The sequence below is a fragment of the Peribacillus sp. S4 genome, assembly GCF_046715815.1.
Classification (GTDB): Bacteria; Bacillota; Bacilli; order Bacillales; family DSM-1321; genus Peribacillus; species Peribacillus frigoritolerans.
The window spans coordinates 3,059,414-3,083,918 of the sequence record NZ_CP175708.1 but is presented as its reverse complement, the minus strand read 5'-3'; the positions used below and the strand labels follow the sequence as shown (position 1 = coordinate 3,083,918).

Sequence of the window (24,505 nt, the reverse complement as noted above, 5' to 3'; positions counted from 1 at the left end):
CATAATTGGTGTCTTTTTTATTGAATATAGTGCAGATTTGGTCTTTATATAGAGGGGGGGAATCGAGGATTAAATATTTTTGCCCCCTTAATACTAAGATTCCTTTCGAATTAATATAAATGGTCTGTGTAATGGACTGAAAAAAATGAAATTTTCTATACACGCTTTGCTTCTTTTAGGCGGTATCTATGGTATTCATGAAATATTTATAGTTGGTACACAAAGGTATTTTTCGAAAATAGTAGGAATGCCATCCATCATTTTATCAACAGGGGCATTTGTTTCATGTATAACGTCTTTAAGACAAAGCTGGTCGATAATAGCATTCTTTTCAGGATAATTTTAAGACTATTCGCTTCAAATAAGTAGACGTGTTTCCCTACTTAAGACAAATCACAAGTTGTTCTCGAAAGGGGGATTTAATTTGAAGAAATTTATTGTTTGTTATACCTTGGATAATGATATTAAACGAGAAAAAATAATAAAAGGGCCAGATGTAAAGAAGGAAGACGTTCTTAAAGATGTATTAGATAAGATAGTACGAAGTAATTACTTTATTGCGAAAACCGACCAAGGAGAGTATAGGATAAATTCTTCCTTAATACGTTATATTCAGGTTTTGAGTGAAATGCACTGTTTTTAATACCATACTGAATATTAATGACTAGTGACTAAATAAAAGGTTATTTTCATAGTTTACTTCAATTTTGTTGATTAACTTGAATATGGGAGAGAAGATTAATGTCAGAAACGTATCGTTCACGACAGGAACGAAAACAAGTGGAAAAAACAAAACAAGATCAAACAAAAGGTAAAAACTCCCCTAAAAGAAGGTCTTTCTTGAAAAAAGTTCTACTTTGGTGTTTACTTTTATGGGTTATTTCAATTGGAATAGGGACAGTTACGGTTGCAGCAATGATTAAGGATGCACCTAAAATAGATGCTTCAAAACTTGTCGATCCGCTTTCTACCAAATTATACGATAAAAACGGTAAGTTCCTTTACGAATATGGTAAAGAAAAGCGGACAAAAATTAAGTATTCTCAAGTTCCAAAAATGTTGGAACATGCTTTCCTTGCCACGGAGGATGCACATTTTTATGAACACAATGGCATTGATATAAAAGGAACTTCGAGAGCAATCTTCAAGAACCTAAAAGGGGATTTCGGATCTCAAGGCGGAAGTACGATTACACAGCAGGTCATCAAGAACTCCTTTTTGTCACCTCAGAAAACAATAAAGCGAAAGGTACAGGAATGGAGCTTGTCCTATCAGCTTGAGCAAAAGTATTCTAAACATCAAATCTTAATGATGTATTTAAATAAGATCTACCTTGGAGACGGGGCATATGGTGTAGCAGCTGCCGCCAAAAATTACTACGGAATCGATGCCGATGATCTAAATAAATTAACGCTTCCGGAGGCCGCTATGTTAGCGGGGCTCCCACAGAGTCCAAGTTATTACGATCCCACTGAACCGGAACATGTGAAAGCTGCAACAAATCGTCGTAATAATGTTTTAAAAGCTATGTATAAACAAGGGTATATTACGAACAAGCAATTGGAGGATGCAAAGAAGGTTCCAGTTACATCAGGACTTGTTCCAAAAAAGAAACAACAAGGAATGCCGTACGAGGCGTTTTTGGACGCTGTTGTAAAAGAAGTTGAAAAAAAGCAGAAAAATGTTGATATCAGTTCGGATGGATTATCTATTTATACGACGCTAGATCCAAAAGCTCAGACCTTTGCGGATAAAATAATGAACACCGATACGATTATTTCTTATCCAAATGACAATTTTCAAGGAGCCTTCGTATTTTTAGATACAAAAACAGGAGAAGTTCGAGCTATTGGAAGCGGTCGAAACCAATATAAAGCTTCCTTCCGAGGCAACAACTTTGCGGTTGATATTAAACGTCAACCAGGATCTACTTTCAAGCCAGTCTTTGATTATGGTCCTGCTATTGAAAATTCAAAATGGTCTACAGCACACCAAATTAATGATCATGAGATAACCTACTCAAATGGTCAATCTATTTCTAACTGGGATCATCAATATCACGGAATGTTGTCTATTAGAACAGCACTTCAATGGTCATACAATATTCCAGCACTCCTTACCCTTCAAGAAGTAGGAATGGATAAGGCACAAAACTTTGCAGAAAATCTGGGTATTACTTTTAATAATAATAAGGTGTACGAATCATATGCGATTGGAAGTAATACGGTTAATCCATTAGAGTTGGCAGGGGCATATAGTGCTTTTGGAAATAACGGTGAATACAATACACCACATTTTGTTCGTAAAGTTGTCTATCCTGATGGCAGAGTTGTTAATTTTACTCCAAAGCCAAAACGTGTTATGCATGATTACACAGCTTATTTGGTGACGGATATGTTACGGACAGTCGTAAAATCTGGTACAGGAAAAACTGCAAATGTTCTTGGACAAGATGTGGCTGGAAAAACTGGCACAACCAATTTTGACAGTAAAACCAGAGCACAATATGGATATCCAACCGGTTCGGTAAATGATAGTTGGTTCGCTGGTTATACACCACAATACACTATGGCAGTTTGGACTGGATATACTAAAAATGGTCCAGGTAATTATATGGATGGAAATACAACTAAAATCTCGCACCAAATGTTTAAGGTCATGCTGGAAGCGTTTGGAACAGACCAAAGCAGATTCCAGCAGCCTAGTGATGTATACCAGGTGAATAATGAACTGTTCATTAAAGGTGCAAATCCTGAAGAAGGTCCACCAGTTACAAAAAATAATAAAGATAAACCATTTGAAATTGGTGAAAATAAAGAGGATAAAAAACATAAACAAGAGGAAGAGAATCATAAACAGCAAGAGGAAAAGAAACACAAACAAAAGGAAGGGAAGCATAAACAACAAGAGGAAAAGAAACACAAACAAAAGGAAGAGAAGCATAAACAACAAGAGGATAAGAAACACCAACAATAAAGATTTTTAGGATGGGATTGCATTGGTTCCATCCTTTTTTACTTAAACGATAGGGTGCTTTACTTCAATAAGGGAGGTTGCTGAGGCAGCCTTTTTCTTATTGAACAAGAGAGGTGTTTAGTTGAAAAAGCTTAGTTTGAACACATAGTGAAGACTGGAAGGTATTGTCAAAAAAGTAAATTCAAAATATCAGATTGGTAAACGATTGCAGGGCTCAAGGTTATCTATTTATTACTGCATCGGTATATTGATAACTGGATTGTGAAAAGATGAATTTGGTTTGCTTCTAGGGATTGAAGAAAATAATTGAATAAAGCCAGCTGGCATAATAGAGTTTAAAGATTATGTGCAAGGTATAGTTTAGAAATTATACAAAGGCAGGCTTGCTCCGCATTCCTGTCTTATATAATCAAATAAAATAGTGAAGGTGATTTTACTTTGTCTGAAAATCCAGAAGGTAATTATTTATGACCACGAAGATTATCCTGACGTTAGTGGTCGCTATGACAATTGCGGTAAAACTTAGTTTGAAAGTTCGGTTAAATATATATTCGTAAATGCAGAGAGTGTGGCATGAAGAAATCGATCGATTTAACCCTAGTAAGAAAGAAGTAAAATTCGTTAAAACAACAGCATCTAGATTGGATCTTCTACATTACCACTATTAGCTTGTTTTGCTAAGCACTTCCTATAATATACCCCTAAAAAAAGCAATGTTTCTCAAGTTCGAGAAATTCATTGCTTTTTTCCATTCGCCCGGACCCCTGTGTGATCTGACTTTATTGTTGAGGAAGGTTTAGGGCTGTATTTGCTGTATTTATATCAACTTGTAATTGTTCACTTAAATCATGTGGATGATAGTAACCTTTTGAAATCATATAGTTACTTATCTCTCCGTGTCTTTCTACAGCGACACGAAGCTGTTCTCTTAGGGCTGCTTTCAATTCAGGTGTTTTTGTTTCTGTAATGGCAAAAGCAAGATTTCTAATTCCAGATTTTGCGGAAATTAAGAAGTCCGTTGCAATCACCTGATCAGTCATGCCACCCATACCTGCCATGTTTTGCAAAAAATTTGTCATTACTGTTCCCCTCGATTCGTCAGAATTTCCTGCAGTGTTTGAATATCTTGTGTCCCGGTCCTCGTGTCTTTTAATAGAATATTTTGTAGTTCTGTATCCTGCACTAAACTGCTCATTGTAGAGGACTTTGTTAGACAAAGACTCTTGAAAGTTAAAATTTCGTGCGCCTCTAAAGTCTCATGCAGTCCTAAATTTTTTGTCATGATTTTTTCACTCCATTTCTTTGGGAATTCACTTCAATATCTTTCGTAATACAAAAGTTTTTATACATCATCATTTGCAAAGATAATGTGTATTTTGGGAAATAAACTACCTATCGGTCAATATTCCGTATAACAAACAAATGAATCGGGAAAGGTATTTTTGTTATAAAGATTAGGGAGGTGAGCGTATGGAAAATGAAAGCTTGGCATTTCATGAAACCATGGAAACGCATGAAATTTTGAATTTAAAAACAATAGGTTTAATGAGATCAAAATTAATGCAAGGTATTTGCTTTGACAATGACTTAAAAGCATTAATGGAAAAAGACGTACAACAATCCATAGCTGCTATAAACGAGCTAAAGGGTTTTTATACAGAAGCCCGGACAAACTATGAAAAATGAGGTGAAATTTAAATGGAAATGGATTTTTTAGATCCACAAGGTGCTGAACATATGCCGGAAATGGCTGATTCCTCTTTCGCGCTAGATTTTCTACTTTCGATCAAAAGTGGGATTCATACTTATGGTATTGCATTATCTGAAACAGCGAATCCCGCATTGAGAAAAGCATTGTACCAGCAAATGGAGCAATCCATTGACTTACATGGTGAGTTATCCGATTTAATGATCAGGAAGGGCTGGCTTTATCCGAACGATGTAGGTAAACAGGTGGAATTAGATTTGAAATCAGCCGATATGGCTGTTAGTATCGCTGGAATGAATCTTTTCCCGAATGATACTGACAGACTCGGAATGTTCGCAACGCCGAATAAATAAAGGAGGAAAAGCATCATGAAAGCCGTAACTTACCAGGGCAATAAAAATGTACAGGTTAAAGAAGTTAAAGACCCTAACATCAAAAATTCGGATGATATTATTGTAAAAGTCACTACTTCAGCGATTTGCGGCTCCGATTTGCACTTGATTCATCAATTAATTCCCAATATGCCTACAGATTATGTGATTGGTCATGAGCCGATGGGGGTTGTTGAGGAAGTTGGACCAGGGGTAACTAAGGTAAAGAAGGGAGACCGGGTCATTATCCCCTTTAACGTTAGCTGCGGGAGCTGCTGGTATTGCGACCACGACCTTACAAGTCAGTGCGATAATTCAAATCCTCATGGGGAAATGGGTGGTTTTTTTGGATACTCTGAAACAACTGGTGGGTATGCGGGAGGGCAAGCTGAATATATGCGTGTTCCTTATGGAAACTTCACCCCTTTCAAAATCCCTGAAGACTGCGAGGTAGAAGATGAAAAATTGGTGTTGCTCGCTGATGCAGCATCCACAGCATTCTGGAGTGTAGATCACGCAGGTGTTAAATCTGGCGATACGGTTATCGTTTTAGGCTGTGGTCCTGTAGGTCTGCTTACTCAAAAATTCGCTTGGTTTAAAGGGGCGAAAAGAGTGATTGCTGTCGACCATCTCGATTATCGTTTAGAGCATGCAAAAAGGACGAATAAAGTCGAAACCGTAAATTTTGCACAATATGAAAACACTGGCGAATACCTTAAAGAAATCACTAAAGGTGGTGCAGATATCGTTATTGACTGTTCCGGGATGAGTGGCAAAATGACTCCGATGGAATATCTTGCTTCGGGTCTTAAATTACACGGGGGAGCCATGGGAGGGATTGTAATTGCGTCCCAAGCAGTGCGTAAGGCGGGAACCATACAAATAACAGGTGTTTATGGCGGCCGTTATAATGGATTCCCTCTAGGAGATATTTTCCAAAGAAACGTGGATATAAAAACCGGACAGGCTCCTGTTATTCCTTATATGCCCTACCTTTATAAACTAATATCAGAAGGAAAAGTAGATCCTGGCGATGTAGTAACCCATGTACTTCCAATTGACCAAGCAAAGCATGGGTATGAAGTATTTGATACAAGGACAGATGGATGTATTAAAGTGGTCCTTAAGCCATAAAGATGGCTGTTTTCATTTGGAAAAATAGATTTTACAACTATGGATATGGACTATGAGTAAGAAGGGAAGATATCAAATCCTTTTTTAACTTTTTGGAGTAATTTTTTACTTCTGGATGAAATACGCATAGAAGAAGAATTAAGAAAAGTGAACACCCTGTCTTGGGAGCTACATTTACCTTATTCAAATTAAGCACCAGAAAAGACGATTTTGCCCACGTTAAGGGAAAATCGTTTTTTTTGGTGCTCTATGCTATCTTTTTTTGAAAGACGTTTTTTCATTAAGTAAAACCCACGACCTACAAATAAGGAACAAATTAGTTATAGGGTTTTTGTTATTTTTTTCTTTTGCCTTTGGTTTCATCCCTTTGATTAACTTGTTTTCTTCTTGGTGCATAAATCTTTCACATGTTTTTCTGTCACTTTCTTTAAGCATTTGAGATGGTAATGTCTGTTTAAATCCACTTGCATATTGCGGAAATTTGATCAAAGCGATTACGATGACTGATATCCGAAGAAGATTATCCTCAATAGCTTCCAAGTATTATCTTTTTGTCCTCTCCAATAAACGATCTATGGAATCCTGTATGTGGCTGGAGATCGCAATCTCGGCTCTGTATACATCCCTTGTCCGGATGGCCTCAATGATTTCCATATGTTCCGATGGGGCGTCTTTTTGGTCGATCTCACCTTTGACGTGATAAAACCGGCCTATATGAAGATGACAGTGCATGCCTTTATATGCTTCAAATAAAAACGGGTTTCCTCCAGCGTTCATGATGGCATGATGAAATTGTTGATCTAAATGAGTAAAATCTAGTATTTTTTTGTTGGAAGCACCTGTGTTTGTGGAAAACATTTCATCTGTAAGCGCGGCCATTTCTTCCGTCACGCTTACATTATTTAAGCGGATAATATTCCGGACCGCATGCGTCTCCAGTAATATCCGGGCCTCCAACATTTTCGCCATATTTTCAGTATCTAATATGTCACTGACCCGATACCCCTTATTTGGTTCTAAGATGACTAAGTTCTCAGAGTTCAGACGAGATAATGCTTCTCTGAGAGGTATGGCGCTAATGTTGATTTCCCGGGTTAAATGACTGATATTGATTTTTTGTCCCGGCGATAAATCCCATTCAAAAATCTTTTCTTTTAATAAATTGTAGACATATTCCGTTGTCTCCCCGCGTTCTTTTTCCTTTATCATCGAAATGCCCCTAACTTAAAAAAATTTCTATGAGAACGAGTGTTATTTCATATAGATGTTACACCTTAAATTATTACTGAAGTAGCTTTCTTCTTGTTGCCTCTATCAATAAGATAAGGCGAAATCATATTGATATCAAGAATAGAGAGTTTATAAGGGGACCTATAGTTTGCTGGATAGCTACAAAAAATATTCTCATTACTGATAATTATATATTATATTCGTAAGTTTTGTAAAAATAATATATAAAATTATTCAAATTAATATGAATTATTTTATCTGTCGATATTATTTAAAGGTACAAACCCTTTACTTATAAGGTTTTATTCAAGAAAACAGAATCTTTTTAATTTTAAATATTTACAAAATAATATATTATATGATATATTTTCGGAAGTGATTACATACTATTTTTGATCAGGATTCTATAAACAACAATTAAAGAGTATGGATGGACAGGCAAAATCTTACGTTTAAAATGGAAGCGCTTTATGCTTGCCGTTTTCTTGATTGAAATTTATTGAATTAGCAAAAATAACTGTGAAGTGAAAAAATGTGATCGTTATTTTTCAAAGGAGGAATCTTCAATGAGCACATCGCTTAGTAGAAAAAATGCATTTTATGGCCATTTCATAAATGGGCAATGGATATCCGATCAACATACAATCGCTGTTATGAACAAATATGACAAAGAAGAAATTGCCCGGATTGGCAGGGCATCCCGCGAAATTGTTTCTGATGCGGTGACCAATGCATTGGAAACCTTTAATACGAGAAAGCTAGATTTCGATCAACGCTACGAGATTTTAATGCGTGCAGCGGATATCGCGAAAGAAAGAAAAGAAGAGCTGGCGATGATTCTGGTTCAGGAAGTCGGTAAAGTATTGAAGGATGCCAGGGGGGAAATCGATAGAGGAATTCAAACGATGATAGCATCAGCTGAAGAAGCAAAACGGATTGCCGGTACAGGCGTTCCTTTGGGGCAGTCTGGAAACGACAATAAGATGGCTTTCACCATCCGGGTTCCTGTTGGAGTTATCGGTGCGATCACCCCGTTTAACTTCCCGTTCAATCTCACCATCCACAAGGTGGCTCCCGCGTTGGCAGCGGGAAATACAATCGTGTTGAAGCCGGCTGAGATGACGCCGCTCATTGCATGTAAGATAGCAGAAATCTTTTCCGAAGCTGGATTGCCCGCAGGTTTTCTGAATGTGGTCAACGGGTTTGGGCAGGAAACAGGTCAATATCTTTTGGAGGATGAACGAATTGCGATGTTCACTTTTACAGGGAGTCCCAGCGTAGGACGGCACATTAAGAGCAGTACGGGAATTCGTAAGGTTACCTTGGAATTAGGGAATAACTCCCCAAATATCATTCACAAGGATGTCCCTGATTTAGACAGGGCAGTTGAGCTCTGTGTCACGCGGGGGTATGTGAATGCAGGGCAAGCCTGCATCTCTGTGCAGCGCATCTACGTTCATAGAGATATCTGCGATGTGTTTGTGGAGAAGGCAGTCATGGTGGCACAGGGCTTGAAGGTCGGAAATCCTGCAGATTCTTCCACGGACATTGGTCCTATGATTTCCGAGAAGGAAGCAAGGCGTGCGGAAGAATGGATTCAGGAGGCTGAGCGTCTAGGTGCCAAAGTGCTATATGGAGGGAAAAGGAGGGATTCGATTCTAGAACCTACTATATTAATAGATGTGAAACCGGAAATGAAGGTAGTCTGCCAGGAAGTGTTCGCGCCGGTGATCAGCATCATTCCTTTCGATAACATCGAGGAGGCTTTTTGTCAGGCAAATGATACGAAGTTCGGCTTACAAGTTGGTTTATTTACATCCGATATCACTTTAGCCATGCGGGCAACACAGGAACTTCATTTTGGCGGTGTGATCATCAATGATGTTTCTACATACCGTGCCGACATCATGCCGTATGGCGGCGTAAAGGACAGCGGAATTGGCAAAGAAGGACCGCATTATGCCATGCAAGAGATGACAGACGAAAAACTTGTCGTCATCAATCTATAGACTTCGGAGGTAAGGGATATGAGAAATACATGGGATTTTTATTCTACCGAAAGAATCGTATTTGGAAACGGGGCGATCGGGCAATTGGATTCAATCCTGCAAAGGTTAAAGGCGAAAAACATCTTGCTCGTTACTGACCCAGGGATCAAAAATGCAGGAATCGTAGACAGAATTTCAACGTTGTTGGAACATGCAAATTACGAAACAGTTATCTATGACCAGGTCGTACCGGAGCCTCCGGTAGATTCGGCGATAGACTGTTATGAGTTTGCTAAATCTCAAATGGATATTGATGCAGTAATTGGCCTTGGTGGAGGAAGCAGCATTGATATGGCGAAGATTGTTGCTTTGTTGGTCGCCCATGGCGGACATCCCTTGGACTATTATGGCGGAGAAAACCAGGTTCCTGGACCAATCGCCCCTCTTGTAGCGATTCCGACGACGGCTGGAACCGGTTCAGAAGTGACATCAGTGGCGGTATTGACCGATGTGGAAAATAACCTGAAAGTTGGTATCTCGGATAACTACTTAAGGCCAACCGTTGCTCTACTTGATCCAGAATTAACGTTAGGGCTTCCCGCTTATGTAACAGCTTGTTCCGGAATTGATGCTCTGTCACATGCGATAGAGGCATACACAGCCAAACCTTCTGCATATATCCAGGCAGAAGGAAACATATTATTCCAAGGTTCAATCCCCATAAGCGATGCACTCGCCTACAGAGCTATTGAATTGATTGCAAAAAACCTGCCGATTGCGGTGCAGCAAGGGAGCAATCTCGAGGCACGTTCCAATATGCTAATGGGCAGCCTGCTTGCTGGAATGTCCTTTTCAAATGCAGGTACAGCAGCAGCCCATGCATTGGCTTACCCAATTGGAGGGCTTGTGAAGTCGCCGCATGGAGAGGTGACCGGGCTCTTGCTTCCATATGTCATGGAATATAATGAAGTTGTAGAAACAGAAAAAATGGTGAGGATTTCCCAGGCATTCAATGTTAACTCGGATGGCCTCTCCGATAAGGAAGCCGCTTTGGCTGCTTCAAAAGCTGTGCTTACCCTGCTTGGGGAAATTGGACTGCCTACAAAGCTGACGGAGATTGGGATCAAAGAAGAGGATATTCCCGAAATTGCTGAGAAGACCCTCCAAATCGATCGCCTGATTCGGAATAACCCAAGAATGCCTACCCAGCACAGTTTAGAAGAATTACTTAGAAAAGCTTTATAGATTGCTTGTAAAGGAATGGTGTCCCTGGAAGGTTAAGCATCATAACCATTCATGATGGATCTGCAGACCGGGGCGGAAAGGTTTTCACCATCTAATAGAATATAAATGGAGAGGAAGATGAAAATGTCTCTTATGCCTTTTACATATAGTATGCCGACACGGGTGGAGTGCGGTAACGGAATATCAGGAAAAACAGGGGAGCTAATTAAGGATTTAGGTGTATCGAGTGTGCTGATCGTAACAGATAAAGGGGTTAGAGGAGCCGGTCTCTTACAAGGCATTGAACAATCCCTTGCTTCTGCAAACCTTTTTTTTGAGATTTACGATGAGGTAGAGCCTAATCCATCAGCTCAAACAATCCAACAAGGGACAGTTTATCTTAAGCAACAAAAGATGGAGGCGGTTCTGGCTGTAGGTGGAGGAAGCAGCATTGACACAGCCAAGGGCATTGCGGCAATGGCTACTAACCCCGGCCATATCCTGGATTATGAAGGAGTTGGAAAGATTTCCATTCCTCCGCTCCCGATCATAGCAATCCCGACTACGGCTGGAACTGGCAGTGAAGCTACTAATTCGACAGTGGTAACGAATAAGGAAACTTCTTTTAAATTAGGTGTACTTAGTTCACTTCTGTTTCCGAAGCTAGCTATATTGGACCCGGCCCTTACATTAAATTTGCCTCAAGAGATTACTGCAGCTACTGGTATGGATGCTCTGACTCATGCTATTGAATCTTACACCTCCAAATCTGCCAACCCTGTCAGCAAGGCTTTCGCGATGCAGGCCATTAGGATGATCGGTGAAAATTTAACACGATCGTACTTTGTGGGAACGGACATGGAAAGCAGGGAAAATATGCTTGTAGCCTCCCTGTTAGCTGGTGCAGCCTTTTCACAATCCCGCCTGGGGAATGTACACGCCATTTCCCATACATTTGGAGGAGTCTTTAATATCCCGCATGGTATCGCAAATGCAGCACTATTGCCATTCGTCATGAGATTCAACCTGCCGGCATGCGAGGATCAGTATAGAGAAATTGCAATAGCTTTAGGAAGGGATGTAAGCGGTTTATCCAATGCGCAAGCAGCCGAGAAAGCAATCGAAACCATCATCGAAATGAATCGGAGCATGAATATTCCTCTTAACATTAAAGAGCTTGGAGTTTCAATAGACGTTTTGCCGAAATTAGTGGAAGATTCCATGCGAAGCGGTAACGTGGTCGTTAATCCAAGGCTGACGAAGGCATCGGATATCCAACTGATTATAGAGAAGGCTTATGAGGGGGACTTTGAAGGTTTTAATTATGGTAATCGAAATACAATCAGAGCCAAAAGTTCAGAAACGGCCGTGAATGTATAAAACCTTTGAAAATCACCTGAAATTTTAGGGGATATGAATCAGTTTCCCTTCCCGATTTTTTTCGGACATATGGATTTCCCGCAGCATTTTTTCTACCTGAATATAATTATCTAATGAGGTGACGTATGAAAAAGACCAATGGAAGATGGCTTGTAGTGGTACTCCTTTTCGTCGCAACAACAATCAATTATATGGATAGGGCAATTCTTGGTATTGCAGGACCCTCGATGATGAAGGATCTTTCGCTTTCGGCAGTAGAATTCGGGATATTGGGGTCAGCGTTCTTTTGGTCGTATGCCCTAATGCAGATCCCGGTCGGGGTAATCGTTGATAAATTGGGGGCACGCTTAACGTATTCGATTGCCATCGTTTGGTGGTCGCTCTGTACGGTGTTTACTGGAATGGGGCGTTCGCTTGGAGGACTGATCGGTATCCGCGTTTTAATGGGAATCGGAGAGGCTCCAGCGTTTCCAACCAATACGCGCGTTATTTCAGACTGGCTGCCGTCACACGAAAGGGGCATTGCAAACGGGATATTTAATTCTGGTACAGCTATCGGAATTGGCATAACAACACCCATTTTAGCATGGATCATCCAGACTTGGGGATGGCAAGCATCCTTTGTGGTAATTGGATCCATCGGTTTTGTATGGCTGGCATTCTGGTTATTCTTTTTCAAAAACCATCCAGAGCAAAGTAAGATTGCAAACGAGGCCGAAGTAGCCTATATCAAAGAGGAGCAAACTCAAACCGAAAAAGCGAAGACACTAAACTTCTCACCATTTAAATTCTTTAAATTCAGAAGTGTTTACCCTATGTTATACGGCTTGTTCGCCCATAACTATCTTACGTATTTAATGATGACTTGGCTTCCCACTTATCTTGTAGTCGAAAGGGAAATGACTCTTTTAAAAGCCGGTTTTTTTACGATGCTACCTTGGATCATGTCCTTTCTGGGAAATATTTTAGGAGGGGTGTTGTCGGATTTCTTAATTAAAAGAGGCTGGAATTCCATCAAAGCAAGAAAAACTGTTTTAGCCATCGGCATGCTTTTTCCATTAGCCATAATACCGACTATCTATACAGACAGTGCCATAATGGCACTTACGTATATCTCAATAGCAATCGGCGGTGAAGGATTGGCTGCGGGTATTCTCTGGGCCACTGTTTCTGATGTTGCTCCAAAGGGTGCGGAAGGAAAGCTTGCAGGGCTGCAAAACTTCGTGGGGAACCTCGCTGGCTGGATTGCCCCAGTAGCAACAGGGATCTTAATAGCGAAGTTCAATAATTTCAATATAGCCCTGATCATACCTGTAGTCATTTGCCTAATTGCTGCTGTGGGGTATACATTCGTTCTTAAAAATGAAAGGATTTCAATTAACACGGACATTGACGGGGGAACTAAAGTTTCAGGACTTTAATCTTTTTGTGTATATAATGAAGGGCTTTGCAAATCCAACGAAAAAAGGAGACATATATTTATGCTGAAAACTAGTGGATTGGTAAATTTAACTGAACTGAAAATGTATGTAAACGGTGAATGGACTGCAGTACATAACGGAGAAACTTTACCAGTAACAAATCCATCAACAGGGAAAGTGGTGGCAAGGATTCCAAATGGAGGACGCCAAGAAACGAATGCGGCAATAACAGCTGCTGAGGAAGCGTTTAAAACCTGGTCAAAACTGACAGCACAGGAACGCAGTAAATATCTAAAGAAATTGCATGACCTTATGCATGAATATAAAGATGAATTAGCAGAAATCATGAGTATGGAAATGGGCAAGCCCTTTACGGAAGCCCGGGGTGAAGTGGATTTTGCTGCAAGCTACTTGGAATGGTTTGCTGAAGAGGGCCGCCGGATTTATGGGGAAACGATCCCTGCTTCTGCCGTAAATAAAAGGCTATCGGTGATTCGCCAGCCGATTGGAGTGGTTGCTTCCATTACCCCTTGGAACTTCCCGTTGGCCATGATGACGCGGAAAGTAGGACCTGCCATGGCCGCTGGATGTACAGTCATTGTCAAACCTGCAAAACAATCTCCTATTAGTGCGTTAGCGTTTGGTAAATTGGTAGAAATGGCGGGAGTGCCTGCCGGAGTGGTCAGTATCGTGACAGGGAGTGCCGGACCTATCTCGGATGAAATTTTTGAAAACCCGGTAGTAAGGAAAATATCTTTTACCGGATCTACTGAAGTAGGCAAATTGCTGGTTACCAAGTCAGCCCCGCAGCTCAAGAGACTTTCCCTAGAGCTTGGAGGACACGCGCCCTTCATCGTTTTTGAGGATGCTGATTTGGAAGCTGCAGCAGCTGGTGCCGTTGCAAGCAAATTCAGGAACACCGGACAAACGTGCGTATGCGCAAATCGAATTTATGTCCACCGTTCTGTCATCGATGAATTCTCTTTACTTTTTGTTGAAAAAGTAAAAGCTCTAAAAGTCGGAAATAGCATCGATCCAACCGTTGAAGTCGGGCCGCTTGTCAGCAGTGATGGCCTGGAAAAGGTAGAGGAACATGTACAAGATGCCTTGGAAAAAGGTGCCAGACTTCTTTGTGGCGGACAAAGAGTTGAAGGGGAATTGGCTGATGGATTATTCTATGAACCGACCGTACTGGGTGGAGTGAACAAGGATATGCTCATCACATACCAGGAAACATTTGGACCAGTCGCACCAATCATCCCGTTTGATACAGAAGAAGAGGTGATCGAACTTGCCAACAATACAGAGTACGGGCTGGCCGCTTATTTTTACACACAGAATATAAGCAGGGGAGTCAGGGTATCCGAAGCTCTGGAGTTCGGCATCATCGGCTACAACGACGCCATTCCCACCGTTGCACAAGCCCCATTTGGCGGCATGAAAGAAAGCGGCATGGGGAGGGAAGGCGGCCATCAAGGCCTTGAAGAATATTTAGAAGAAAAATATATATCGATGGGTTTTTAAAATAGGGCAAGAAAAGGCTTAAGGTGAAGTCGAATCCTTAAGCCTTTCCTTATTTACCTCATAAAAAGTCTAAATTCAAACACACGCTCCCCGTTGATTAACAAACCTCAGTACAGAACCTAAGGCCAGGTTGCTGAATTATTTGTTAATCAATAAAGATGATTTTCTAGAAGAAATTACAATTGAGGATGTTTATATACTTAAAATACCAAATTCTGTGCTCTTGAAAAAAAGACTCTATAGTGTAGCTAGGAAAGAAATAGAAATCGATTTTATTTCTCCCAGAAACACTTGGGTTTAATGAATAATCCATATACCATATATAGATTCTTTTATTTCTCACCATCAGCCAGGAGAATGTCGAAGCAAGCATGAATATGGCAGCAAGCAAGGAAGAGTAACGATTAAGAAAATACATGGTAAATTATACTGTTCATCAAATGAAATTTAAGCTGATGCATTAGAATGAGAAGTACTGCAAAAGACAAAAAAGAATTTAAAATAATGAAGAATTAACCATTAATAGCAATAGGCGAAATCATACAAGAAGAAGCTACAGATATACAATCTGTTGCTTCTTCTTGTTGAAGTGCTTTGACATTTTATTCTGTGAAATCTATGGAATATTCATAGTGAAAAAGTGAGATTTCCCCCTTGTCAAAAGCCAGTTATGTTCTCGAACAAATAATTGCAACTCATTCTAATAAATGAAACAGTATTAGATTGTTTTATGGGTTCAGGGTCAACAGGACAAGCAGCTAAAAATCTAAATCCGAACTTCATTGGTTTCGAATTAGATAATACCTTATTAAAAAAGTTTAGAAAGCTTTGCATATTGATACCGTAAGCTAAATAGGTTGTTGCTTTATACCTCCTGAAGACATCGGGGTATCCATCTTATATTATGTTTGTATTTCTCATTTTTATCTTTGGTTCATACATAGTTAGAACATGGCTATGTTACTGCGACTTAGAAAGCGTTATGAATTTAATTTGTAACCTAAAATTTCAAAAAACAGCCCACCCTTTAAAGTTTGAGCTGTTTTTGGATTTCTATTTATTGATTGTTGAAATTATTTCTGTGAAGTAGTATTGGAGAGGTACACTGATAATATTGAGTATTTACAGTGGGAATGGTATTGGAGTTGGATAAGCATGTATGTTTTATTACATATTTCATAAAGGATTTTCACTAGACTTAGAGCTTAGTAATGGTGAAAAAATTAAGCACAAGGCGCTGGCCGATAAAAAGAAGAGAGCATCTGTAAACTACACAGATGCCCTCCTGATTTTCTCCAAGATCCATTATTAATCTCGTAATTCTGTACAATGAAGTATTTAATCTACCGGACGGTCATCAAAATCATAGTCTACCGTACCAGGAGCTACATGTGCATTTGTTAATGCCGGAGTTTCCGGACGGGCAATTTGATACACACTGGCACCGACAATTTCAGCTGCTTGCTGCAATTTTTCTTTCGATATCTTATCCAGTGTATCTGTAGGCTGGTGATACCAAGGCTCTACAGGGGAATGGATAAACAAGGCGGATGGAATGCCAAGCTCATGGAATGGTTGGTGGTCACTCCTGCCCAGCTGTCCATAAGGAATCGCAACATCCATCGTTCTGGCCCCTGCTGAGGAACCCAGGTCCGTCACAAGGTTTTTCATTCCATCAATGGTATACATAATCAAACCACCTGCAGGATTATCCTCGCCAGCATCACGTCCGCCTATCATATCCATTTGGAAGTGAGCCACCATGCGGTCTACATCCTCTTTGGGAAGGGAATCAGCATAGAAGGATGATCCAACGAGCCCTCTTTCCTCAGATCCGAACGTGAGGAAGCGAATTTCAGTGTCAATTGGGGTTTTGGCCAGGATCCTTGCCAGTTCCAGCACAGCTGATACACCAGAAGCATCATCGTTTGCACCAGGGCCGCCCGGGACAGAATCATGATGGGCTCCAACAGTCACGATTTGACCATTATCCTTATTGGCTTTTGGTTTTAGGGAAGCGATGACATTGTAGGATGTCTTTTCGATTCTTTCAGCTTTTCCCACTTCCAGAGTGGACGTGATTTGTTTAGTTTTAAGCTGTTCGACCAACTCTAACCCTTGGGCTTGGGTAATGGCTACAGCAGGTATATTTTGCCCGGCTGATACTTGTCCGAAATTATTTCCTGATGGTGAGTTGTTGTACATTAAAACGCCAACCGCTCCTTTATTTAGGACATTCTGAACCTTTTCAACAAAGGTAATGTCCCCACGTTCAACTAGTGCAATTTTCCCAGATACATTTTCTCCAACTTCCTCTGGCTTTGCTTTTCCAACATTAACAAGTTCGGCCGTTACCTTTCCGCTGATACTGCCGCTAAGGGCACGCGGTGTTCCTCCTAAATCACTGTCACCAATTTTCACTTTTACATTTTGCACCGTATCATAGATGGGAAAAGGCTGAACCTTTGTTTCGAAACCAAGACTCTTAAACTGACTTTCTATGTATTTGACTGCACGGAGCTCCCCTTCTGTACCAGCAGCTCTCGGTTGCTCTGATAGATAGGCAATCGTATTATACATATTGTCCGCACTAATTTTTTTGATAACTTTGTTATCAAAAGCTGTGTCAGACTGGGCATTTATTGCTCCGCTAGTTTGTGCAAATACTGTACCGGTTGATAGAACCATACCCGCAGCTAATAGTACTGTTAGTGATTTTCTATACATATAATCCCTCCTTATTCATAATCTTCCTAATTATGTATTTAACTGAATAGTTTGTAAATGAGCCATTAGTCTTTAAATTCCGAATATCAATCGGTTTCTGACACCCGCTCTCCCTTAAGATTATGCCGCAAAGAAAAAGCGATCCTTCTTAATGAAGAATCGCATCATGTATTGAAGCCATCAATATATTGTATTGTAAAAAAATGATCAAACATTCAAATCTATCAACCTCATTTTAACCTAACTTTTGAAAAGCAATACCGTTTAGTCCAAATGACAATTTAAAAAAGATAGGGAATCCAATTCTTTCTGGACTAGAAAATCTATGAACGATCTTGGAATGACTTCGGATAAATCATGTAAGAAATCAGCCCGTTTTGTCGATAAGGGAGTCCGCCGGCAAAACGGGGATATTATACGTTAAGTAATTTTCAGTCTAAAAAGTCGATTTACTTAATGTTCATTTTTTATTATTGATTTTACCATTTCCTAAAATATTCTAATGTTCAAACCTTCACAAATTGTTCACAACAATAATGAAAACGCTTACGATTTTCATTGTATAATATATATATCCTAATTGATTTCATAGTTTTGCACCAATTATCATACAATTTTAAATAAATAATTGAATAGACAGAAAGGAGATAATCAGGTGATCTTAAAATCGTTGAAAAAAAAGGGCATAACGACCATCATTTATTATAAAGAAGGAGTATTAAAAACATGCAAGGGTCAATTGCATAAACTTAACCTTAATGAACAAACCCTTTCCTTAAAGGATGAAAATCAAAAGATTTTCTCTATTCGTTTATCTCGTATTATGGAAATCTATTAATTTAATTGCTTTCAATTAACATATTTAAATTACAATATATTTATTAATCCCGAATCTTTAGTATATTACTAAAGGTTCTTTTTTCATATATGGAAAGCTGGTCAGTTTAGCATTTCTGTAGTTAGTAATTTTTCAGTTTCGAAAAAAATGGGGCACCTCATTTCCGGATTGATAAATATACTTTATAGATGGCAGTATCCTTCGTGTGGAATTCCTCAAAATGGTGTTCGTAAGAAAGGCTGGGGCGATTTACTATGGAATGTATGGAGTGATTATATAAAAAATTAATATTTATATGAGATAATTTTCGGGTTTGTTTCCCCAGGAAATAATTGTCTTTAATGTCAAGTTTTCTATAATTACCTAAATTAAACGCAATTTACTTCACAAGAGCGGAGTAGTTGGGTTTCGTTACTATTTAATTCCAATCACTAATCTAGTTCTTACAGATTCAGTAATAATAAAAGCCTAATTGCTTCCACTGAAGAAATTGGAATTCCCCTAATAATTAACTATCAAAGAATCGTTAAAATTAACGATACGGCGAAGACGCTTAATTGTTTCATTAAACTTTAAAGTGGTAAATAGATAGTATCAAACTAGCAGGGAGGTATTAAAATGAGAGTGCTGGTAATAGGAACAGAGGACATGACCGGAGAGCACGTTGTAAAACAGCTGGCAGACAGGCACCATAACCCGGTAGCACTGGTAGGAGCAGAAAATAAAGTTGAGGAAATGGTTAAACTTGGAGCACGAGATGTAGTTTCTTTGGAAAAAAGGGATTTTTCCAGTGCTTTTTCGGGCTGTGAAGCAGTGATCTACCTGAGTAGCGCCAGTCCCCGGACTGGGGAGGGAAAACCAATACTGGTTGACCATCAGTCAGTAATAGACTCAGTTGAGGCTGCTAAGAAACATGGGGTGAAGCGCTTTGTTCTGATGAACACCATGCGAGCAAAAGAAATGGAGAGCAAGAATTCTAGTACAAATGATGTCAAGTACCACTCAGAAGAGCTATTAAAACAGGAAAAGCTTACATATACGGTCATACGGACAAGTATGCCTGTGGATAAGCCGGGAATAGGTAAAGTTGAAGCTGGACCATCAATTGTGAATGACAAAGGCGAGATACCAAAAGAGGATATTGCTTCTGTATTGGTCAAAGCGCTGGATACTGAAGAAGTATTTAATAAAACGTTCCATGTAACTTCTGGCGAAATTCTGATTGATGAAGCACTCCAAAGATTATAGATAACTCGAGTAACTTGCACAAAAATAAGAAGCAAAGGGTGATAAAATGTCCAAGTTAAAAAATTACCTTCCTACAGTTTTAAAAGGATCTGCGGTTTTAGGGACAGTTGCGGCCGCAGCGTACTTTTACCGAAAGGATGATACACAAAAACAACATTCAATCCTGAGGAATTTCCCCCTAATCGGCAGAATTAGATACATGACAGAGCAAATAGGACCTGAACTTAGGCAGTATTTATTTGAAAATAATAATGAAGGCACCCCTTTCTCAAGAAAGGAATTCGAGGATGTTGTAAAAGCAGGAAAATATAAGGAGCGTTTAATCGGATTTGGATCGGAACGTGACTTCAATGAGGCTGGATACTATATTCGAAATAGTATGTTTCCCAATCTCCGGGAAGAATTGAGAATAGATAATAGCCAAAAAATCAATACAAAGGTATATGAAGTAGATGAGGAAGGTCTATTGACCAGAAAGGAGAAGCGGGAAGATAGACAAATAGAACCGTACTTTTTACGAGACGAGGATGCTGTCATAATCGGAGGGGATACATGCCGGAATCCCTTTAAATTAAAGGGGCTCGTAGGACAGTCTGCAATGAGCTACGGGGCACTCGGTGAGAATGCCATAACTGCACTGTCGAGAGGATTAGGGCTTGCAGGAGGAACATGGATGAATACTGGTGAAGGTGGTCTTTCCAAATACCATCTCTCCGGAAATCCCGACATCATGATGCAAATCGGTCCGGGACTGTTTGGAGTAAGGACACCAGGTGGGGAGTTCTCCTGGGAAGAATTCAAGAAGAAAAGTGAAATCGAGCAAGTAAAGGCATTTGAAATTAAGCTGGCACAAGGTGCCAAAATCAGAGGTGGGCATATTGAAGGACAAAAGGTGACAGAAGAAATTGCCCAAATCCGCCTGGTAGAACCTGGCCAAACCATCAATAGCCCTAACCGGTTCTATGAATTCAAGAATTTTAATGAATTGTTCGAATTTGTGGAAAGAATGAGAGATGTAGGCGGAAAGCCTATCGGTATCAAAATTGTTGTGGGGGATCTTGATGCACTTGAGGAAATGACGAAAACCATGAGAGATACAGGTAAAGGGCCGGATTTTATCACGGTGGATGGCGGAGAAGGCGGAACTGGGGCAACCTATCAGGAGCTTGCAGATGCAGTCGGACTCCCAATTATGTCAGCGTTGCCACTTGTAGATGAGATGTTAAAAAAATATGGTGTACGTAACCGGGTCAAGCTGATTGCATCAGGCAAGCTGACTTCTCCAGATAAAGTGGCGGTCGCTTTAGCGATGGGGGCAGATTTAGTCAATATAGCCCGCGGTTTTATGATTAGCGTTGGCTGCATCATGGCTGAAATCTGCCATACAAATCATTGCCCTGCAGGAGTAGCCACAACTGATTCAAAGTTGCAGGAAGGTCTGGTTATTGAGGAAAAACAATACCGAGTCGCTAATTACGTGATTTCCCTCCGCGAGGGGCTATTTAACCTTGCAGCTGCCGCAGGTATAGATACTCCGACCAAATTTGAACGAAAACACATCGTTCACAAGGATGAATGGGGAAGAGTTTCCCCTGTCCGGGACATCACCCTCACTCCCGAAAAAGTGGAGAAGTTAAGAAATAAGGAAAAAGTGGAGAAATAGCTTGGCGGGATTTTTATTTTTACTATTATAGAAGAAACTCGTCAAAAAGGTAAGCCTTTGCTCAATGCAGCAAAGGCTATTTAAGTGCGTCCGGCATTGGTGCAATGTATAGGGGGCAAGTCTCGAATCATGAAGGCAGTAGTAATGATTAGCTTAACAGATTTGTGTCTGAATATTCAAATAAAATAGAGGTGAAAGTTAAAAATATCGAAGTTTCAAGGAAGGATTGTTTACAAATGGAAAATGAGCTCGTCTAGTTTCATCTTCTGAGACCCGTGAGATAGTAAAAGTAACAGAAAGACCAGAAGTCATTTCATTAGCGGGGGGACTTCCAGTTTCAGAGCTGTTTCCTGTAGAAGCGCTTAAAGTTGGTGCAATATTGTATCGAATGAAGAGGGAGCGGCATTTCTTCAATATATATGTGCGTGTTAATGACCCCGTGAACTATACCCGTTGATTTGGATGGGGCAAACGGAGAGAGCCGAATCAGGCATTTCAAGATTAATCTTAACCGTAGGGGGAGGTTGCTTTACGGCTTTAAGAATATAAGTATGTGGATGTTTCCCGCAAGCTTCCGAAAGGTGACTGGCAGGAAGTCATCCATTTGGCAGGACAGAAAGTGGGCTGGAAAGTATTTAATCGATTTTTATTTCAGAATAGAATAAAGTTTATATAGTTGAATGTTACTGTTTCAAACACAGGGGTCATGAATAAAAATAAACAACCAAGGGAGAAACCTAATTGGTTGTTTATTTTTTATTTGGCTCCTTTCGTAAAGATTGTTGTTTTTAAACGAAACTATTTAAGGTTGATTGGAGCGGAAGTGCGAATCTCCTGCGGGTGCACCGCCCGCCCCGCGGAAAGCGAGCATCTGAAGGGGAAATCAACCACACCGCACTACTTGGTAAATAGCAACAAAGTATGTGAAAACAGCCTTTATTTTTTAGTAGCTTCCTTGGCCGATATAACCTTTTATACAAACTTTCTGTCATTTTTGTACCCTATTCTGTCCAAGGTGAATGCAAAATACATTCACAGAAATTTTTATTTTTATATTCCGGTCTAAAATATTCAATAATATCTTCCTTCATATTGCCAAAAGTAGTTTCTGGCTTATGCTTAAAGCCCTCATAAAACGCTGGAATAATGTCCTTTTTGAAATTGTTACGTGGGAAGGCCTTTATAATTTCTTCACGCAAGTCGTCAGGGAACTGTTCAAAGCCATCTCCCATCACATCTAAACCAACACCCGAAAAGAGTAGAGCCACTTCAGCTTCCTTATGTTCTGCAATGCCAGGTGTCGTATGTAATGCAATAGCATCCCATACAAGATGAATCGACTCATCTGGAATTTGATACTGCTGTAAAAAGCTCCTCGCAGCATTTGCACCGTCTACTTCAAAACGTAAATCTGGACTGCTGAACTTTTTTGTTAAACCTAAATCATGGAATAATGCACTAACATATAGCAACTCTAAATCATGATTCTGCTTCGTCTTTTTTCCGTTGACTGCACCAAATAAAAATACACGATTTGAATGATTCCACAACAAGTCGTCCCCATGCTCGCGTAAAAGATCTGCTGCTTCTTTAGCCAATTGAGAATCTGGAATTTTAATACCTGCTACTTCTTGAAACATAATTGAAAATCCCCTTTACAATTTGATTATGAACTTGTTTTCATTGTAAAGAGGAATTTATCATTTATCTATCCATTCATTTCTATGATAATAATAGATAAAAACTATAATATAGAACTTTTTAAAGAAGCTATCTCATCTTTTTCTGTATGAAAACGCAGCCTTTCGATTTCACATAATAATAACTCGATATACTTACGTGCCGCATAATTGATAAAACGATTCTTTTTCATCACGAGATAGACAGATCTAGTCAAAGTTGGTTTTTCAATACGTTGGAAAAATAAATCCTCTGTATCATAAAATTCATATAATGTACGCGAAACAAAACTGCGGCCAACCCCATTTCGAACGAGCTTCAAGATAGATTCAATGCTAGACGTTTCGACGATGGGTTCTAACTGCCTGCCAACCTCATGACTCGTTTTATCAAGTATTTTTCTGCATTGATGGATATTTGGAAATAAAATAAGCGGACTGTCTAAAACATCGGAAAATGAAGCCTTCTGCTCTCCAGTACTTTGATTACTAATCAGGTAAAATTCTTCATCATACAACTTCGTCACCATCAACATATCATCACGATTGAATTCAAAACCAATACCAAAATCTGCTTGATTCTCTAAAACTGCCTTTTCCACTTGATCAGTACTTTGAACAAACACTTTTATGTTTGGATATAATTGGTTGAATTTAATGCACAAAGTGGATACCAAATCAGTTATTTCTCCTGGTAACACGGCAATTTTCAATTCCCCGATTTCTACTTTTGTAAGTGCTCTAATTTGAGAAGAAATACTTTGTAAGGAATTTTGAATATTCAATGCTTCTTGTTGTACGATTTCCCCCACCTTAGTAAGTTCAATCTTCTTACCAATACGGTTGAATAGTGCATAGCCCACATCTTGTTCAAGCATTTTAATTTGATGGCTTAAAGTTGGTTGCGAAATTCCTAATTTTTCAGCTGCTTTTGTAAAATGCAGTTCTTTACTGACCATTAAGAAATATTCTAAATGTCTTATTTCGATACTATTTCAATCCTTTCTAATGAAAATAATTAAATCTGTATGCTTCCAATAAAATAATCTAGTTATTAAGTTACTTTATTTGAAGGGATTATTCCATAATTTGGCCCGATTGCTGGATAAAATTAAAAAACACCATTAGGCTATTTGTTATTTTCGTTCATAAATACCTCACTATGATTTGGATAACGGGCCTGGTGAAACAGAAATCATGTCTAATTACTGATTAAAATTGAAGTCGTAATTAATTCACTAAATGAAAGTTTATATTCTCAAAATAAAAGGTCATCATTATATGAAAATTGTAATCAATATTGACATGTACAATTAATAATAATTGTACCTTTTTAGATGTCAGTTTACATAATAGAATATTTCCTATAATACTTAAAATTTGAGATAGTCGAA

The 24,505-nt window shown here is 39.4% G+C and carries 20 protein-coding genes; 14 read left to right on the top strand and 6 right to left on the bottom strand.

What is annotated here, in order from left to right; genetic code table 11:
- The first annotated feature begins 424 nt into the window (after nt 1–424).
- Both ACJ9PY_RS14555 and ACJ9PY_RS14550 read left to right on the top strand, forming a co-directional pair.
- Nucleotides 425–643 carry a hypothetical protein gene (locus tag ACJ9PY_RS14555; protein WP_057277386.1) on the top strand — a complete coding sequence of 73 codons (219 nt, stop codon included), beginning with the start codon at nt 425–427 and terminating at the stop codon, nt 641–643.
- 137 nt (nt 644–780) lie between these two features.
- Nucleotides 781–2,976, top strand: a complete 2,196-nt coding sequence (locus ACJ9PY_RS14550; RefSeq protein WP_411738420.1) for a transglycosylase domain-containing protein — start codon at nt 781–783, stop codon at nt 2,974–2,976.
- Between the two features lie 779 nt (nt 2,977–3,755).
- Here ACJ9PY_RS14550 and ACJ9PY_RS14545 read toward each other — a convergent pair.
- Together ACJ9PY_RS14545 and ACJ9PY_RS14540 are read right to left on the bottom strand one after the other, a co-directional pair.
- Complete coding sequence (locus ACJ9PY_RS14545) at nt 3,756–4,055, bottom strand: spore coat protein (RefSeq protein WP_063575942.1); 300 nt, start codon at nt 4,053–4,055, stop codon at nt 3,756–3,758.
- A complete protein-coding gene (locus ACJ9PY_RS14540) occupies nt 4,055–4,258 on the bottom strand; it encodes a hypothetical protein (protein ID WP_098866628.1) in 204 nt (67 codons plus the stop codon). The genes ACJ9PY_RS14545 and ACJ9PY_RS14540 overlap by 1 nt, the downstream gene beginning before the upstream one ends.
- 188 nt (nt 4,259–4,446) lie before the next feature.
- Between ACJ9PY_RS14540 and ACJ9PY_RS14535 the strand changes: the two genes are divergently transcribed.
- From ACJ9PY_RS14535 to ACJ9PY_RS14525, 3 genes are read left to right on the top strand one after another with little or no spacing between them, the layout of a single operon-like run.
- Complete coding sequence (locus tag ACJ9PY_RS14535; RefSeq protein ID WP_061463532.1) at nt 4,447–4,662, top strand: hypothetical protein; 216 nt, start codon at nt 4,447–4,449, stop codon at nt 4,660–4,662.
- A gap of 12 nt (nt 4,663–4,674) precedes the next feature.
- Nucleotides 4,675–5,037: a spore coat protein gene (locus tag ACJ9PY_RS14530; protein WP_048682441.1), complete on the top strand. Its 363-nt coding sequence runs from the start codon at nt 4,675–4,677 to the stop codon at nt 5,035–5,037.
- Nucleotides 5,038–5,052: 15 nt separating this feature from the next.
- On the top strand, nt 5,053–6,189 hold the full coding sequence (locus tag ACJ9PY_RS14525; protein ID WP_063575945.1) for a zinc-dependent alcohol dehydrogenase: 1,137 nt from the start codon (nt 5,053–5,055) through the stop codon (nt 6,187–6,189).
- A gap of 543 nt (nt 6,190–6,732) precedes the next feature.
- Here ACJ9PY_RS14525 and ACJ9PY_RS14520 read toward each other — a convergent pair.
- A complete protein-coding gene (locus ACJ9PY_RS14520; protein ID WP_057215460.1) occupies nt 6,733–7,398 on the bottom strand; it encodes a GntR family transcriptional regulator in 666 nt (221 codons plus the stop codon).
- 587 nt (nt 7,399–7,985) lie between these two features.
- Between ACJ9PY_RS14520 and ACJ9PY_RS14515 the strand changes: the two genes are divergently transcribed.
- From ACJ9PY_RS14515 to ACJ9PY_RS14490, 6 genes are all read left to right on the top strand, one after another.
- Entirely contained in the window at nt 7,986–9,428 is a 1,443-nt protein-coding gene (locus tag ACJ9PY_RS14515) for an aldehyde dehydrogenase family protein (protein WP_411738419.1), read from the top strand.
- 18 nt (nt 9,429–9,446) lie between these two features.
- Nucleotides 9,447–10,652 (top strand): hydroxyacid-oxoacid transhydrogenase, encoded by a 1,206-nt coding sequence (locus tag ACJ9PY_RS14510; RefSeq protein ID WP_411738418.1) that lies wholly within the window; start codon nt 9,447–9,449, stop codon nt 10,650–10,652.
- 117 nt (nt 10,653–10,769) lie between these two features.
- Nucleotides 10,770–12,011: an iron-containing alcohol dehydrogenase gene (locus ACJ9PY_RS14505; protein ID WP_411738417.1), complete on the top strand. Its 1,242-nt coding sequence runs from the start codon at nt 10,770–10,772 to the stop codon at nt 12,009–12,011.
- 125 nt (nt 12,012–12,136) lie between these two features.
- Entirely contained in the window at nt 12,137–13,432 is a 1,296-nt protein-coding gene (locus tag ACJ9PY_RS14500; RefSeq protein WP_191930419.1) for an MFS transporter, read from the top strand.
- A 60-nt stretch (nt 13,433–13,492) separates the two neighbouring features.
- Nucleotides 13,493–14,956, top strand: a complete 1,464-nt coding sequence (locus ACJ9PY_RS14495) for an NAD-dependent succinate-semialdehyde dehydrogenase (protein ID WP_411738416.1) — start codon at nt 13,493–13,495, stop codon at nt 14,954–14,956.
- Nucleotides 14,957–15,644: 688 nt separating this feature from the next.
- Nucleotides 15,645–15,803, top strand: a complete 159-nt coding sequence (locus ACJ9PY_RS14490) for a DNA methyltransferase (protein ID WP_411738414.1) — start codon at nt 15,645–15,647, stop codon at nt 15,801–15,803.
- Between the two features lie 491 nt (nt 15,804–16,294).
- On the opposite strand, the gene ACJ9PY_RS14485 is transcribed toward ACJ9PY_RS14490, so the two are convergent.
- Nucleotides 16,295–17,683 (bottom strand): M28 family peptidase, encoded by a 1,389-nt coding sequence (locus ACJ9PY_RS14485; protein ID WP_411738413.1) that lies wholly within the window; start codon nt 17,681–17,683, stop codon nt 16,295–16,297.
- A 655-nt stretch (nt 17,684–18,338) separates the two neighbouring features.
- Here ACJ9PY_RS14485 and ACJ9PY_RS14480 point away from each other — a divergent pair.
- The 3 genes from ACJ9PY_RS14480 (at nt 18,339) to ACJ9PY_RS14470 (ending at nt 21,432) form a co-directional block, all read left to right on the top strand.
- Nucleotides 18,339–18,521, top strand: a complete 183-nt coding sequence (locus ACJ9PY_RS14480) for a YolD-like family protein (protein ID WP_034307388.1) — start codon at nt 18,339–18,341, stop codon at nt 18,519–18,521.
- Nucleotides 18,522–19,139: 618 nt separating this feature from the next.
- The gene (locus ACJ9PY_RS14475; protein WP_057277389.1) at nt 19,140–19,769 is read left to right on the top strand and encodes an NAD(P)H-binding protein; all 630 of its coding nucleotides are present in this window, start codon (nt 19,140–19,142) and stop codon (nt 19,767–19,769) included.
- A gap of 46 nt (nt 19,770–19,815) precedes the next feature.
- Nucleotides 19,816–21,432, top strand: a complete 1,617-nt coding sequence (locus tag ACJ9PY_RS14470) for an FMN-binding glutamate synthase family protein (RefSeq protein WP_252266819.1) — start codon at nt 19,816–19,818, stop codon at nt 21,430–21,432.
- A 1,001-nt stretch (nt 21,433–22,433) separates the two neighbouring features.
- On the opposite strand, the gene ACJ9PY_RS14465 is transcribed toward ACJ9PY_RS14470, so the two are convergent.
- Together ACJ9PY_RS14465 and ACJ9PY_RS14460 are read right to left on the bottom strand one after the other, a co-directional pair.
- The gene (locus ACJ9PY_RS14465; protein WP_411738412.1) at nt 22,434–23,072 is read right to left on the bottom strand and encodes an HD domain-containing protein; all 639 of its coding nucleotides are present in this window, start codon (nt 23,070–23,072) and stop codon (nt 22,434–22,436) included.
- Nucleotides 23,073–23,176: 104 nt separating this feature from the next.
- Nucleotides 23,177–24,094, bottom strand: coding sequence for a LysR family transcriptional regulator (locus tag ACJ9PY_RS14460; RefSeq protein ID WP_255294622.1), 918 nt, complete (start codon nt 24,092–24,094; stop codon nt 23,177–23,179).
- Nucleotides 24,095–24,505 lie beyond the last annotated feature (411 nt).

Excerpts from the sequence above, each read along its gene's own strand:
- ACJ9PY_RS14535 (WP_061463532.1), top strand. The coding sequence starts at position 4,447 with ATGGAAAATGAAAGCTTGGCATTTCATGAAACCATGGAAACGCATGAA.
- ACJ9PY_RS14505 (WP_411738417.1), top strand. The coding sequence starts at position 10,770 with ATGAAAATGTCTCTTATGCCTTTTACATATAGTATGCCGACACGGGTG.
- ACJ9PY_RS14540 (WP_098866628.1), bottom strand. The coding sequence starts at position 4,258 with ATGACAAAAAATTTAGGACTGCATGAGACTTTAGAGGCGCACGAAATT.
- ACJ9PY_RS14515 (WP_411738419.1), top strand. The coding sequence starts at position 7,986 with ATGAGCACATCGCTTAGTAGAAAAAATGCATTTTATGGCCATTTCATA.
- ACJ9PY_RS14470 (WP_252266819.1), top strand. The coding sequence starts at position 19,816 with ATGTCCAAGTTAAAAAATTACCTTCCTACAGTTTTAAAAGGATCTGCG.
- ACJ9PY_RS14495 (WP_411738416.1), top strand. The coding sequence starts at position 13,493 with ATGCTGAAAACTAGTGGATTGGTAAATTTAACTGAACTGAAAATGTAT.
- ACJ9PY_RS14520 (WP_057215460.1), bottom strand. The coding sequence starts at position 7,398 with ATGATAAAGGAAAAAGAACGCGGGGAGACAACGGAATATGTCTACAAT.
- ACJ9PY_RS14475 (WP_057277389.1), top strand. The coding sequence starts at position 19,140 with ATGAGAGTGCTGGTAATAGGAACAGAGGACATGACCGGAGAGCACGTT.
- ACJ9PY_RS14500 (WP_191930419.1), top strand. The coding sequence starts at position 12,137 with ATGAAAAAGACCAATGGAAGATGGCTTGTAGTGGTACTCCTTTTCGTC.
- ACJ9PY_RS14465 (WP_411738412.1), bottom strand. The coding sequence starts at position 23,072 with ATGTTTCAAGAAGTAGCAGGTATTAAAATTCCAGATTCTCAATTGGCT.
- ACJ9PY_RS14510 (WP_411738418.1), top strand. The coding sequence starts at position 9,447 with ATGAGAAATACATGGGATTTTTATTCTACCGAAAGAATCGTATTTGGA.
- ACJ9PY_RS14485 (WP_411738413.1), bottom strand. The coding sequence starts at position 17,683 with ATGTATAGAAAATCACTAACAGTACTATTAGCTGCGGGTATGGTTCTA.
- ACJ9PY_RS14525 (WP_063575945.1), top strand. The coding sequence starts at position 5,053 with ATGAAAGCCGTAACTTACCAGGGCAATAAAAATGTACAGGTTAAAGAA.
- ACJ9PY_RS14545 (WP_063575942.1), bottom strand. The coding sequence starts at position 4,055 with ATGACAAATTTTTTGCAAAACATGGCAGGTATGGGTGGCATGACTGAT.
- ACJ9PY_RS14530 (WP_048682441.1), top strand. The coding sequence starts at position 4,675 with ATGGAAATGGATTTTTTAGATCCACAAGGTGCTGAACATATGCCGGAA.